Raw genomic sequence first — 12,991 nt, 5'->3', positions numbered from 1 at the left:
AAATGCTGTGATTTTCTTAAACTTTTCAGCCCCCGTCCGGCGTCTGTTATATGAAAAGGGTCCATTATGCATCTTGGCTGTTGCGGGACGAAAGAAAAAATCCATGATCTGCGGATATCATGGATTTTTTCTTTCTTTATCTGATGTAGCGGTCTCCGACAAGCAGCTTGGAGATGACGGAGGTCGGTATTGTAAACTCTGTAACGCCCATATATCCGGGTGCCGCTTCGTATTCATCAAATGAAATAACAAGTTTGTGCTTATCTGTAATATAAAAATTCTGGTCGGCGCGGATGGCTTTAAAAGGCTCCGTCATATCATCTTCTTCGACCCAGTATATTTTATTCGGATCTTCTTTCATCTGTTTTTTCATTTGTTCTTTAATATTTTCGCTGATGACTTTAATATAACGGTCATCTTTAAATAAACTCTTTAACGTAAGCACGGCCTCATTCTTTTTATCAATCGTGATGTAACGGCTTTGCGTATAAGATGAAGCTTGCGTTTTTTCGATATCACGGCGGATTGAGATCAGATCCGCTGTGTCAGTAACGGTTTCATAATCGCTGTAAATACTGAGGTGGCCTTTTTTGCTTTTTGAGGTCGCCTTCATAAATTCCTGGTACAGCTCTTTGCTTTCTTTCATATAATGCCGGTTGATGCTGTCTTCGAGTTTATGATCGGAAAGTCCGGACAGAGCGGGCGTTTTCACATCAATGCTTGATTGGTTCTTTTCTTCCTTCATCTCTACGAATGTGATGGCTTGGACGACTTTGCCGATGACGGGGATTTTAGACATGGCTTGTGCGGCATCCGGGTTGATATTGACAACGGCGGTAAATAAGACGGCCGCAGCGACTGCCGCGGATGTCGGCCACATCACGATTCGTTTTTTCTTCGGTTTTTGCTGAAGGGCTTTTTCGACAATGCTGTCCAGTTCCTTAGGAATGGGCACACTTTTATACTCTTCTCTTAATTGTTCTAATCTCTTTTCCATTAAGAAAGATCCTCCTTCGTCAGCTGAATGCGCATGAGCTTCAGCCCCCTGTAAAGGCGTGTTTTGACGGTGTTGATGTTTTCCCCCGTGATGTCCGCGATTTCTTCTAATTTCAGGTCTTCAAAGAAACGCAGAATGATAATGGTTTTATATTGATGCGGCAGGTCATCAAGCGCTTCGTGAAGGTCTGTGTCTTTGTAGTGATCTTCCTTTCCGCGGCTTAAAAACTCGATCGTTTCATCGTCCATCACTTTCAGTTTTTTCTGTTTGCGGAGAAAATCAATGGCCGTGCGCACTAAAATTTTATAAAACCAGCTTTTGATCACATCGGGGTTTTTGACGGATTCGACCGATGTCAGCGCTTTTTGAATTGATTCCTGAACAATATCTAACGCGTCATCCTTGTTCTTCACGTAACTGTACGCAAGCCGGTAAAAGTCTTCCTTGCGCTCAGTTATGCACATCACAAGCGACGCTTTGGCTGTTTCGTTCTTCATTGCTTCAAAGGGCTCCTTTTTTAAAAATACGTATCATAGGCTGCTGCCTAAGGATAGACGGGACAGGGTGAAAAATAGTTTGCGCAGAGGGGATCATTTTTAAAAGGAAAAGGAAGGAAAGACGATGAGATGAAAAAAAGAGCCGGAACGGCTCTTTTTCGGATGTGTCTGATATTCAGCTGAACGGTTTAGTTCGGTTTGACTAAGATTTTCACTTGGTTTTTCTCTTTGATTAAAGCGCCGAAGCCTTCTTCAATGAGATCGTCGAGCACGATTTTTTTCGTGACGAGCTTATCTGCTGAGAAGTAGCCCTCTTTCATCAGTGCAAGAACGGAAGGGAAGATGTCACGGTATCCGATAATGCCTTTTACGGTCCGTTCTTTGATGACGATATCGTTCGGATGAATTTCCGCTCCTTTTTCCCAGATGCTGACGATAACCGTTTCACCGGCAATGTTTGTTGACTGGATCGCCTGGCGGAGAACGACAGGAACGCCTGTTACTTCATAAGAAACATCAACGCCGCCGTTTGTGCGTTTAGCGATTTCTTCAACGACATCGTCCGTTTTTGACGGATCAATGATGATAGCGCCGAGTTCTTTCGCTTTTTCCTGACGTTCCGGTGAAAGTTCAACCGCGTAAATATCTGTGGCGCCGGCCGCTTTCAGGGCTTCAATCACAAGCAGCCCGATCGGTCCGCAGCCAAAAACTGCCGCCTTGTCGCCCGCTTTTAATTTGCTTTGGCGGACGGCGTAAAGCGCTACCGCTGACGGCTCAACAAGCGCGCCCTGTTCGTAAGAAAGCTCTTCAGGAAGCTTAAACAGCAATTCTTCGTCAACGGATACATATTCAGAAAATCCGCCGCCGCCTCCGGCTAAGCCTAAAAATCCCATTTGTTCATCAAGGTTATAGGCTCCCTGATGTCCGTGTGTGGCAAAAATCGGTTCCACGACGACACGGTCGCCGACGCTGTAATTTTTGACGCCTTCGCCCACTTCCACGACTTCTCCTGAGAATTCGTGACCCATCGTGACGGGCGCCATTTCGTTTGTTAACGGATGAGGTTCGCCGACCGGAATAAAGATCGGGCCTCCCAAATATTCATGAAGGTCGCTTCCGCAAATCCCGCACCATTTGACTTTAATTTTGACTTTACCCGGTTCTGCTTTAGGTTCATCAATGTTTTCGATTCGAATGTCTTTTTGATTGTGCCATCTTGCCGCTTTCATTGATTATCACTCCTAGTCTGATTGAAACGAGTATAGGTACATGATCAATATGAACCACGGTTAAAAGGAATAAAGTGCTTCCTAAAGCCTGATTTCTCAAAATATATCATATTATGCAACTATCAATAGGCCTTATAAAAAGTCCATATTGAATGCAGAAATACTCTATGAATATTATAACGCTAATGAATTAAATTTTGTAGTATAATTTACCATGGAATTATATAGAACAGGTAATTGTGCCGTCGTTATGTGCATGTCTCATCACGTTGTAATGAACATGTAAAGTGATTGAAATATTATAATCGTCTTCTTGGTGTATAATTTTGCCTAGAATAAAGAATCAGGAGGACGAAAGCTTGAAGAAGTTATTCTTAGCCTTATTGATTTTAGCAGGAAGCACGCTGGGAGCGATCAGTTACTCTTCTGATGCAAGTGCTAAAAAAGTGAACGGAAATATTACATGGTATAATGGAGTCGGTAAAAAAGGATCTTCCGGTAAAAAACTGGGACACTGGGATTGCGCGACAAAATTAGGATTTGACGTTCCGAGAAACGGAACGAAAATCAGAGCTTATGCGAAAGCAAAACCGAAAAAGGTTATCACAGTATACAAAAATGATGTAGGCCGTCTGCCGAATGCCGTATTGGATGTCAGCCCGAAAGCGTTCAAAGCGCTCGGATATCCGTTAAGCAAAGGAAGAGTATCCGGTCACTACAGCTATTAAAATAGACCATCTTAAAAAGCAAGGACTCTGATTCTTGCTTTTTCTGATTGACGGAGAGATTGATAATGAAGAAGAAACGATGGATCTGGATGTTGCTGGCCGCCGTTTTGGCGGCGGCGGTCATCGCGTCCGTTTTACTGATTAAAGGAAAAAGCGACGGCGGCGGAAAAGCCGTTGTCTCCGGCGGTCATGACAAGCTGCTTGTTTCCATTACAGACAAAGATCTGATGACGAAATATTACGAGGACGGCCGCGTGCTGTACGAGGAAAAGCTTTCGGCATATCCGGCGTTTGCACTCGATGACGCCCATCAGGTGCTCTATTTTGTCGGGAATAATGACCAAAATGAGATGCGTCTGTATAAGCTTGATCTGAAGACGAAAAAGAAGACGGTGCTTTATAAAGGAACGGCAAGCGCTGACAGTCTGTTTTTATCAAAGGATCTGACGCACATTTATTTCCGTCTCGGAAAAGCGGATGAAGATATTTTCCGTCTCGCATCTTTTGATTTGAAAACGAAACGTTATGAAAATCTGTATCCTGCCGCCGATGAGAAAGACGACAGTGTAAGCAGCTTCTTTTATAACCGCAGCCAAAACGATTTTGCGCTTCTGCATTATTCCGTAAAAGAGGATTATCAAAAAACGGATGAGGCAAATGAGAAGGGGATTGACCCTGAACCGACGAATATCCGGTTTGCAGCAGGAGCTGGCGAACACCTTCAGGACCTGACAAACCTTGAACAGTTTATCAGCGGCGTGGCGGTGTCACCGGACGGAAAGAACCTTGTCTTTACATCTTATACACAAAAAGGGACGGAACAAAAAGCGTCCATCCGTCTGATGAATGTCAAAACGAAAAAAGATGAAACGATTATCTCAAACGGGAAGGATTTCGCTCCGCTGATTGATGCCCAGCCTCAGTTTTCTAAAGACGGCAGCATCATTTATTTCATGGCGGAAGCAAAAGGCGCTAAGCGTCTGAAGGATGAAACGGGGCGGAATGCGAAGGTCCGGACCATTTATGCTTATCATTTGGATTCGAAAAAATGCGAAAAAGTCTGGGAAAATGACAACGGCATTATCAATAGTTTTTCCGTCATCCAATCATAAAAAAACACTCAGCGCCCGCTGGGTGTTTTTTAATGAACAAAGCTGGCTGCGGCTGAGGCGAGCCATTTGAAAAAACGGAGAATCGGAACGGCAAAATGAAGCGTTTCGATGAATGACTGTGCGGCAAGGTTTATTTTCCGCCGTTTTGCCATTTCCTTCAGATCTTTCTGCTGCCGATCGTTTTTCATGTTCATTGCTCCTTTGCATCGTAAAAGGACATGATAACGCAAAGGCCTCTCATGAGACATGGAGGCCTTCTCTATGTTGAGACTCGTAAAAGGGAGGTCTAACTTGATGCCGTTTGATTATTGTTTTGGAGATTTACCAACGAACGGACGCCGTCGATCATTTTACTGCCGCAAAGGGGGCAAGTCGGGGTATCACTGCCGGCAAAATTCTTTCTGCTCCAGCCGATACAGTCCTCTTTTGTGCATTCCCACGTACTGACATCTTCTTTAGGCAGCGGTTCCTGATTACGTTTGTTGTAGTAAGACATAAAGTCACTTCTTCCCTTATGAATTTTCGTGCACTCCTTCATTGTCTCATACTTTTCCCTAATCTCCTAATTCCTTTTTCTATCCAGATTTCCAATGAGGGTGCATCGTCTTCCTGTTATTACAGTATATGCAAATAAGCGCCTTCTTATTTTTTATTTTTGGATAAATAAAAAAAGCCCCTTCTGGAGAAAAGGGGGGATGTTTGTTTACTGTTTATCCGTGACGTCCATCGGCCTCATCATGTCGTAATCTTCGTGCTCTAAAATATGACAGTGCCATACGTAGCGTCCGCTGTAAGGAGCGAAAGTCGCCGCGATTCTGATGACCTCTCCCGAGTGCGCCTGCACGGTGTCTTTCCAGCCTTTTTCACTTGGAGGAGGCGGGACGGCGGGGCCTGTATACACAATGTCGCCGAATTTGTTATAACGCTCTAAGTCAAAAGGACGCCGGTCAAGGATTTGGAAGGAAACAAGGTGCAGGTGTATCGGATGGGTTCCCCCCATCGGATTGATAATCGACCAGATTTCCGTTGTGCCGAGCTTCGGCGCTTCTGTCACAGGATCATGCCATCGCTTGTTATTCAGCGTCAAAACGGGCCGGCCGTATTTGTCTTGCGTATTTGTGAGTTTAAGCGTCCTGATATTGTGTATTCTCTTTGATGTCACATTAGGCATTGTTGAAAGATATTTAGGCTTCCGGCTTGTGTCTTCTCCTTTCAGCGGTTTTGTGACGCGGAATTGCATCACATTGGCGTCTGTATCCGGATCGACGTCGCCCCCGCAGCCGGTGCCGTTCGTTAAAATGATATGTTCTCCGTCAAAGGCGGAGAAATCGATGAGCACATCATACCGCTCTGCCGGGGCTAAGCTGATAGATTGTGTTTTGACCGAGCGGGGAAGCAGTCCGCCGTCAGAACCGATTTGGATAAACTTCCCGCCGTTATTGAGCGAGAGAGAAAATGTTCTCGTATTGGAAGCATTAAGGATGCGGAAACGATATGTCCGCGGTTCAACTTCCATATACGGCCACGCTTTACCATTGACGAGAATGGTATTTCCGCAAAAAAACGGGACGATGGAAGGGTCGGGCAGCGTTTCGGAAGGGTTAGCAGGTCCGCTCGGATAAGACAAGGAACCGTCGTCATTTAACGTGCGGTCCAAAATCATAAGCGGTACGTCGTACTCCCCGGAGGGAAGCTTCAGCTGCTTTTCTTTTCGCTCGCGGATGATATACATCCCGGCAAGCCCGGCGTACACATTGAGTCTCGTAATCGCCATGGCGTGATCGTGATACCATAACAGAGCCCCGCGCTGTTTGTTTGGATAATGGTATACCTCTTTCTCAAAATAAGGACCCGTTTCCTTAAAATCCTTCGTGAACCATGCTTCCGGGTAGCCGTCGCTGTCCGGCGGCGTTGCTCCTCCGTGTAAATGGACGACGGTTTTGACATCGGGGTCCTGATGGCCGCTTTCTGAATGGTGAATGGTATGATCCACGGGCAGAAAATGCTTATCCGGCAGGTCATTCATCCATTTAATATAGACGTTTTCATCTTTGTTCACGTCGATCGTCGGGCCGGGAAACAAACCGTTATACCCCCAAAGCCGGGTCGGCGGGAGATCGCGGTGCAGCTTGTGAAAGCATTCCTTCATGGTGACTTCATAATACGTGCTGCCGTCTGATTTCTTCTGCGGCTGGAGTGTTTCGATAATCGGCAGTTCATCTGCAAATTTTTCTAGTGCCATTTTTCATCCTGTCCTTATCATTTATTGAAATCCTGTACTACAGTTAATGCTGCCTGGAACAGGTTGGTTAAAAAACACCCGCCCTTTTTTGAGGGGGGTGTCTGCGGTTATTGCGCAACCCGGCTTTCGGAAGCGCTCTCTTTCGGTTTTGTTTTTTGCGGAATACATATGAGGCAAGTACCAGCAGAGTAATAAATCCTGTCAGCAGAAATTCAGACCGCATTGAGCTGATAAACAGCATAGATAACAAGATGGCGCAAATGGCGATGATCGTCAGGTAGGTTAAGTACGGATAAAACCACATTTTGATTTTAAGAGATTCAGGGTTTGTCCGTTCGATTTTCTTTCTCATTCTCAGATGTGAGACGGCGATGACGAGATAGACGAGCAGTGCGATCGCCCCTGATGAATTGACCAGGAACAAAAATACGGAGTCTGGAGAAAAGTAGTTCATAACAACGGCAATATAGGAGAAAAAGGTGCCGGCGATAATGGCTTGAACCGGTACGCCTCTTTTACTCAGTTTCATAAAACGCCGCGGCGCTTCATTTCGCTCTGCCAGTGAATACAGCATCCGTGACGTCGTATAAAGCCCAGAGTTCAGGCAGGACAGAACGGCTGTCAGGACGATGAAATTCATGATTTGAGCGGCTGCGGGAACCCCGATATGGCTCAAAACGGCAACGAAGGGGCTTTCCAAAATATTGGCTGAATCCCACGGCAGCAGTGTGACCACAACCGCAATGGAGCCGACGTAAAAAATAATGATCCGCCAAACGACTGAGCGGGTCGCCTTTGTGACGGATTCGACCGGATTTGACGTTTCTCCCGCTGCGATTGCGACGATTTCAGATCCCATGAAAGAAAAAATGACAACGACGATGCCGAGCAGTACGGAACTCGGACCTTTAGGGAAAAATCCGCCGCTGCCCGCCAGATTTTCCAGCCCGACCGGTTTGCTGCCGGGGACGATTCCGAAAATGAACGCAAATCCCGCGATTAAGAAGACAACGATCGTCGCTACCTTCACTAAGGAAAGCCAGTATTCAAATTCGCCGAACGATTTAACTGAATAAATATTCGTCAGTGTTAACAGCACGGTCAGAAGCAGACTCGTCAGCCATAACGGAATGCCCGGGAACCAGTACTGTATGATTCCGGCGCCTGCAATGGCTTCAATGGCAATGACGATGACCCAGAAAAACCAATACAGCCATCCGATCGTAAAACCGGCCCAAGGACCGATGGCGTCATGCGCGTACTGTGAAAACGAACCGCTTGTCGGGTTGATGGAGGACATTTCCCCCAGCATTCTCATAATAAAAATCACTAATAATCCTGCTAAAGCGTAGGAGACAATCGCTCCGGGTCCGGTGGAATGAATGACTGATCCGCTTCCGACAAATAATCCGGCGCCGATCACGCCGGCAATTGAAATCATGGTCATATGCCGGGTTTTTAATCCCTTAGATAAAGAGTTAGGCTGATTCATTCTTTGCCTCCTTTTGGTTTGTTTATGCTGAATATTCCGACAAGTATTATTCTATCATAAATGTCACAGACAGTTGAAAATGATGTAAGAAAATATGACATTTTTTTCTCATCCGTACAGCAGAAGGTGTCGGGATGAAAGAGGAACATGCCATTGACCATTCACACGTTCATATGGAGCCTCTCAAGCTGAAATAAAGCTTCCTTTCTAAAGGGAGCTTTTTCCTTTTTCGGACTGGAAACAATTCGCTGGAAACGTTTTTTATACTGTTTATATTTTGTGGTAAAGTTAGGTTACGATAATTGAAATTTGAGAGATGACTAGGAGGAGAAGAATGGCTTATAAAGAAGAGCTGCATCCGCTGCTGGAGAAAGCCGTTGAGCATATTGAAAACATCATCATAGGAAAACGGGATATCGCCATACTCAGTCTGGCCGCCATTCTCGCAAAAGGGCATGTGCTGCTGGAAGACGTGCCGGGAGTCGGAAAAACGATGATGGTCCGGGCTTTGGCCAAGCTGATCGGAGCTGACTTTAAGAGAATTCAGTTCACGCCGGATCTTCTGCCGTCAGATGTGACGGGTGTCTCTATTTATAATACGAAAACAATGGAATTTGAATACCGCCCGGGACCGATCATGGGGAATATCGTGCTGGCTGATGAAATTAACAGAACCTCTCCGAAAACGCAGTCTTCCCTGCTTGAGGCGATGGAGGAAGGGAATGTCACGATTGACGGAAAGACAATGCGGCTGGCTGAGCCGTTTTTCGTCATGGCCACACAAAACCCGGTTGAATATGAAGGAACGTATCCGCTTCCCGAAGCCCAGCTTGACCGGTTTTTATTTAAGCTGCGCATGGGCTACCCGACTGCCGAGGAGGAGCTTCGGGTTCTGTCTTTGCAGGAAGGGCGCAATCCGCTTGAAACAATCGAGCCCGTCATTTCTAAAGAACAGTTTATCAGCCTTCAGCAAAAACTGGAGCAGGTGCGGGTGGATGATGGAATTAAAGCGTATATCGTCGGAATTACTCAGCATACCCGCCGGCATCCGTCCGTACATCTGGGCGTCAGCCCGCGCGGTTCAATTTCATTAATGAAAGCCGCGCAGGCGTACGCGCTGCTTCATGACCGCGATTACGTCATTCCTGATGACGTCCAGTATTTGGCTCCGTATACGCTGCCGCACAGAATGATCTTGACCGCCGAGGCGAAATTTAACGATGTGACGGCGGAAGCAGTTATAGAGAACATCGTGCAAACGGAAAAAGTTCCCGTTCAAAGGATGTCGGTCCGCTAATGAGAAAGAAGATGCATTGGCTTCTATATGGCTGGAAGCTGCTTATGTTGGCCGTACTGACGGCGGCTGTCTTTTCTTATGCCATGTTTCAGGGCGGATTTGTGAGCTGGTTTTTATTTTATGCGTTTTTGCCGTTTACCGTTTACGCCGGGCTGGTCGCTGTGTACCCGCTGCGGGCGTTTCAGGTGACGCGTGACGTGTCCTCCGCCCAGTTAACCTCAGGCGACAGGCTGTCTGTCACCATCAGGCTGACGAGGCGCCTGCCGTTTCCGCTGACATATATGGTCATTGAAGATGTGATGCCGGAAACGCTTGGTGAGAGGCGCAGTGCGAAGCAGCTTGTGTTTCCCTGGTTTCAAAGGAAGCTGACGTTACAATATGAGCTGCCGCAGGTGCCGCGCGGAGAGCATCATTTACATACGATAAGAGTGCGGACGGGAGATGTTCTCGGGCTTTTGGACAAGACGGCGTCGTTTTCCGTAACGGATACGGTTCTGGTTTTCCCGGCGTACGGGCCTGTTTACTATAAGCCGCAGGCTGCATCCGGAGAAGAGGGTGCGGGTGCCGGCGCTCCGTTTCAGGTACACCGCACAGCAATGGCTGCGAGCGTCAGAAATTATCAGCCGGGCGACCGGTTTTCCGCACTTGACTGGAAAACATCGGCTCGGCGAAATGAGCTGATGACGAAGGAATTTGACCCGCTGCAGAGTATGAATATGATTCTCCTTTTGGACTGCAGGCCGTCCCCTTCGTTTGAAGCCGCGGTGTCAGCTTCGGCATCCCTGCTTTACACGGCGCTTGTGAAGGGCTCTCCCGCAGGATTTATTTCATTGGGGAGCGACCGGACTGTATTTCCCGTCCGGGAGGGAGACCGGCATTTCAGAAAGATGCTGCGTTACCTGGCATCAGCTTCAGAATCGGAAGAAGCTGATGCAGACGGGCGTTTAGGAAAAGAACTAGGTAAAGCTTCCATTGCCGTCGTGACGGGCAGTCTTACAGAAGACCTTCTCAAACAGGCTGAGCCCGGCCGTGCTGACATGACGGTGTTTTTGGCGAAAGAAACGAATGCCGCGCTTTCGGAGAAAGAACGGAAACTCGCTCTCATCTTCGCTCAGAAAAATATTAAGGTGCAAATGATCAGGGGCAAACAGGTGTCCCATGTTGTTTAGAAAGAGAGGTGGCGCGCCATGCCGCATGACGAGAACCAGGGAAGCAGGCTGAGTCTGCTGCTGTTTTATTTTCTCGCTTTTTTATTGTTATGGGAATGGCTCAGGCCGCTGCACAATTTTACGGATACAAAACATACCGGTTTTTTCATCGTTTTTATCGGTTTGGCATTTCTGCTGTCATTCTTCCGGATGAGGTGGTACGTCACCGTGCCGTCCTGCATTCTGTTTACGTTGATCAGTATTCACATCCTGTTTTATAAAGGTTCTATTTTTCAGCCGGAATGGCTCGTTTCTTTTTTGCGGGACGTGATGCAAAATGCCCGCCACATCGGGACCGGAAGATGGAATGATATGAATCCGTCATTCCGCACGTTGCTGTTTTTGTGCTTTTATGGCTGCTCGTGTATTTGCTGCATTACTGGGTGATCTATCAGCGGAAAATATTATTCTTTTTATCATGACGGTGGCGTATATCACCGTGCTTGATACGTTTACTCCTTATGATGCCGCGTACGCCGTCATCCGGATCGTCTTTATCGGCTTTTTGATGATGGGGCTTTTGTATATGGAGCGCATCAGGCTTACGGAACACATAGCGTTTAAAAAAGATTGATACTCAAATGGTTTCTGCCGCTGATGCTGTTTATCTGCGCTTCCGTCGTGTTCGGTCTGGCGGCTCCGAAATCAGACCCGAACTGGCCGGATCCCGTGCCGTTTCTAAAAAAATAACAAACCACAAAGAAGTGCCCGCCGCCGAAAGCAAAATCGGCTACGGCAATCATGATGAAACATTGGGCGGCCCTTTTCAGGAGGATGATACGCCGGTTTTTACATGGAAGGGAAAAGAACGGGCGTACTTCCGGGTGGAAACGAAGGATACATACACGGGGAAAGGCTGGGTGGAGACCGATCAGGGCATGTCCTATAAACTGAACGGCGGCAACGTGGAAAATATATGGTTTGACCGGAGTGTGCAGACGAGACGGTATACGGCACAGGTGTCCATTGATGAGAATTATCTCTATAATCACGTCATGTATCCGATCGGCGTCTCCAATATTAAACCGAAGCACTCGATTCAGCTTGAAATGAACGGAAACACCGAGCAAATTACGCCGGTCAGTGAACAAGTGGGCAACATCCGCAATATGGGACGGTACACGGTGACTTTTCAGGCGCCCGTCTTTAAGCTGAATGATCTCAGAAAAGTGAAAGTGAAACGATACCGTGAGCAGAATCAATTCAATGACCGGTATTTACAAGTCCCCGACAGCCTTCCGAAAAGAGTGAGACAGCTTGCGGACAGACTGACGCGGGATCATCATAATATGTTCGATAAAGCGAAGGCGATCGAGGATTATCTCGGATCTTCCGCATTTTCGTATAATACACAGGATGTCGCGGTTCCGGAGCACAATCAGGATTATGTCGATCAATTTCTGTTTGAAACGAAAAGAGGATATTGTGATAACTTTTCATCGGCAATGGCGGTGCTGCTCCGCTCCGCGGGAATTCCCGCCCGTTGGGTGAAGGGCTATACATCCGGCGAATATAAAGGGGCAGGCGACCATAACGGCCACATTTATGAAGTCACAAACAACAACGCCCATTCGTGGGTAGAAGTGTATTTTCCCGATCAGGGCTGGGTGACGTTTGAGCCGACAAAAGGCTTCACCAATCCGACGGAGTTTACGTCAGAGCAAAATCATACCGCGGCAAAAGACAGCGGAGGCTCAGCGGGGGGTTCGGATTCACCGTCTGACAAGCAGCGTCAGGAAACAAAGCCGGAAAAAGAAGAAACACCGAAAAAGCGGGATCACAGCGCGGCACCGCATCCTGTGATCCGCAACAAAACCGCGGCACACCTGTGGCCGTATGCAGCCATCGTCATCGTGATTTCAGCCGCGGCGGCACTCGTCTGGCTGTTCCGGGCGCGCTGGATTCCGCACGTTACAGCAGCCAGATTGAAGCGGCGAACGGATGAAGACGTCTTTTTCGACGCATATGCCGCGCTGCTCCGCCAGCTGAAACGAAAAGGTTTCAGCAGGGGAGACGGAGAAACACTGCGCGATTTTGCTGCGAGGATTGACGAGGCGCACCATACAAACGACATGTCCGAGCTGACGCTGCGCTATGAGCGGGCCTTATACCGCAGGGATAATGCCGCAAAGCTTTGGAATGAATCGGGACAGTTGTGGGAAAATATAATTAAAACAAGATAGTCTTGA

General features: G+C 47.4%; 11 protein-coding genes and 1 pseudogene. 5 read left to right on the top strand and 7 right to left on the bottom strand.

Annotated elements, in window-relative coordinates; translation table 11 throughout:
• Window positions 1–136 precede the first annotated feature (136 nt).
• The 3 genes from rsiV to D368_RS19570 form a co-directional block, all read right to left on the bottom strand.
• Window positions 137–997 carry an anti-sigma-V factor RsiV gene (gene rsiV, locus D368_RS19580; RefSeq protein WP_003155804.1) on the bottom strand — a complete coding sequence of 287 codons (861 nt, stop codon included), beginning with the start codon at window positions 995–997 and terminating at the stop codon, window positions 137–139.
• Window positions 997–1,494, bottom strand: a complete 498-nt coding sequence (gene sigV / locus D368_RS19575) for an RNA polymerase sigma factor SigV (RefSeq protein WP_101562783.1) — start codon at window positions 1,492–1,494, stop codon at window positions 997–999. The genes rsiV and sigV overlap by 1 nt, the downstream gene beginning before the upstream one ends.
• A gap of 188 nt (window positions 1,495–1,682) precedes the next feature.
• The gene (locus tag D368_RS19570) at window positions 1,683–2,723 is read right to left on the bottom strand and encodes a 2,3-butanediol dehydrogenase (RefSeq protein ID WP_003155800.1); all 1,041 of its coding nucleotides are present in this window, start codon (window positions 2,721–2,723) and stop codon (window positions 1,683–1,685) included.
• Window positions 2,724–3,082: 359 nt separating this feature from the next.
• Here D368_RS19570 and D368_RS19565 point away from each other — a divergent pair, with 359 nt between their 5' ends.
• Window positions 3,083–3,451 (top strand): RlpA-like double-psi beta-barrel domain-containing protein, encoded by a 369-nt coding sequence (locus tag D368_RS19565; RefSeq protein ID WP_007408877.1) that lies wholly within the window; start codon window positions 3,083–3,085, stop codon window positions 3,449–3,451.
• Window positions 3,452–3,516: 65 nt separating this feature from the next.
• Entirely contained in the window at window positions 3,517–4,563 is a 1,047-nt protein-coding gene (locus tag D368_RS19560) for a TolB family protein (RefSeq protein ID WP_071391385.1), read from the top strand.
• Window positions 4,564–4,592: 29 nt separating this feature from the next.
• On the opposite strand, the gene D368_RS20365 is transcribed toward D368_RS19560, so the two are convergent.
• The 4 genes from D368_RS20365 to gabP all read right to left on the bottom strand — a co-directional run bounded on the left by D368_RS20365 (window position 4,593) and on the right by gabP (window position 8,297).
• On the bottom strand, window positions 4,593–4,751 hold the full coding sequence (locus D368_RS20365; RefSeq protein ID WP_165409795.1) for a hypothetical protein: 159 nt from the start codon (window positions 4,749–4,751) through the stop codon (window positions 4,593–4,595).
• A 98-nt stretch (window positions 4,752–4,849) separates the two neighbouring features.
• Entirely contained in the window at window positions 4,850–5,059 is a 210-nt protein-coding gene (locus D368_RS19555) for a cold-shock protein (RefSeq protein ID WP_007408879.1), read from the bottom strand.
• 207 nt (window positions 5,060–5,266) lie between these two features.
• Window positions 5,267–6,805, bottom strand: coding sequence for an outer spore coat copper-dependent laccase CotA (gene cotA, locus D368_RS19550; protein WP_071391386.1), 1,539 nt, complete (start codon window positions 6,803–6,805; stop codon window positions 5,267–5,269).
• A gap of 67 nt (window positions 6,806–6,872) precedes the next feature.
• Window positions 6,873–8,297 (bottom strand): GABA permease, encoded by a 1,425-nt coding sequence (gene gabP / locus D368_RS19545; RefSeq protein ID WP_128575070.1) that lies wholly within the window; start codon window positions 8,295–8,297, stop codon window positions 6,873–6,875.
• Between the two features lie 334 nt (window positions 8,298–8,631).
• Between gabP and D368_RS19540 the strand changes: the two genes are divergently transcribed.
• The 3 genes and pseudogenes from D368_RS19540 to D368_RS19530 all read left to right on the top strand — a co-directional run bounded on the left by D368_RS19540 (window position 8,632) and on the right by D368_RS19530 (window position 12,985).
• A complete protein-coding gene (locus D368_RS19540) occupies window positions 8,632–9,594 on the top strand; it encodes an AAA family ATPase (protein WP_128575069.1) in 963 nt (320 codons plus the stop codon).
• Complete coding sequence (locus tag D368_RS19535) at window positions 9,594–10,763, top strand: DUF58 domain-containing protein (protein ID WP_128575068.1); 1,170 nt, start codon at window positions 9,594–9,596, stop codon at window positions 10,761–10,763. Before D368_RS19540 ends, D368_RS19535 begins: the two co-directional genes overlap by 1 nt.
• A gap of 18 nt (window positions 10,764–10,781) precedes the next feature.
• Window positions 10,782–12,985 (top strand): annotated as a pseudogene (locus D368_RS19530) (DUF4129 domain-containing transglutaminase family protein).
• Window positions 12,986–12,991: the final 6 nt, after the last annotated feature.

It is taken from the genome of Paenibacillus lentimorbus NRRL B-30488, from assembly GCF_000411595.1.
GTDB classification, from domain to species: Bacteria; Bacillota; Bacilli; order Bacillales; family Bacillaceae; genus Bacillus; species Bacillus velezensis.
Note: the sequence above shows the minus strand (reverse complement) of the source record. Positions and strands in the feature narration are given on the sequence as shown.

What these genes read in the sequence shown, in the direction of transcription:
- D368_RS19560 (WP_071391385.1), top strand. Translation starts at nt 3,517, where the DNA reads ATGAAGAAGAAACGATGGATCTGGATGTTGCTGGCCGCCGTTTTGGCG.
- D368_RS19540 (WP_128575069.1), top strand. Translation starts at nt 8,632, where the DNA reads ATGGCTTATAAAGAAGAGCTGCATCCGCTGCTGGAGAAAGCCGTTGAG.
- gabP (WP_128575070.1), bottom strand. Translation starts at nt 8,297, where the DNA reads ATGAATCAGCCTAACTCTTTATCTAAGGGATTAAAAACCCGGCATATG.
- D368_RS19570 (WP_003155800.1), bottom strand. Translation starts at nt 2,723, where the DNA reads ATGAAAGCGGCAAGATGGCACAATCAAAAAGACATTCGAATCGAAAAC.
- sigV (WP_101562783.1), bottom strand. Translation starts at nt 1,494, where the DNA reads ATGAAGAACGAAACAGCCAAAGCGTCGCTTGTGATGTGCATAACTGAG.
- cotA (WP_071391386.1), bottom strand. Translation starts at nt 6,805, where the DNA reads ATGGCACTAGAAAAATTTGCAGATGAACTGCCGATTATCGAAACACTC.
- D368_RS20365 (WP_165409795.1), bottom strand. Translation starts at nt 4,751, where the DNA reads ATGAAAAACGATCGGCAGCAGAAAGATCTGAAGGAAATGGCAAAACGG.
- D368_RS19535 (WP_128575068.1), top strand. Translation starts at nt 9,594, where the DNA reads ATGAGAAAGAAGATGCATTGGCTTCTATATGGCTGGAAGCTGCTTATG.
- rsiV (WP_003155804.1), bottom strand. Translation starts at nt 997, where the DNA reads ATGGAAAAGAGATTAGAACAATTAAGAGAAGAGTATAAAAGTGTGCCC.
- D368_RS19555 (WP_007408879.1), bottom strand. Translation starts at nt 5,059, where the DNA reads ATGTCTTACTACAACAAACGTAATCAGGAACCGCTGCCTAAAGAAGAT.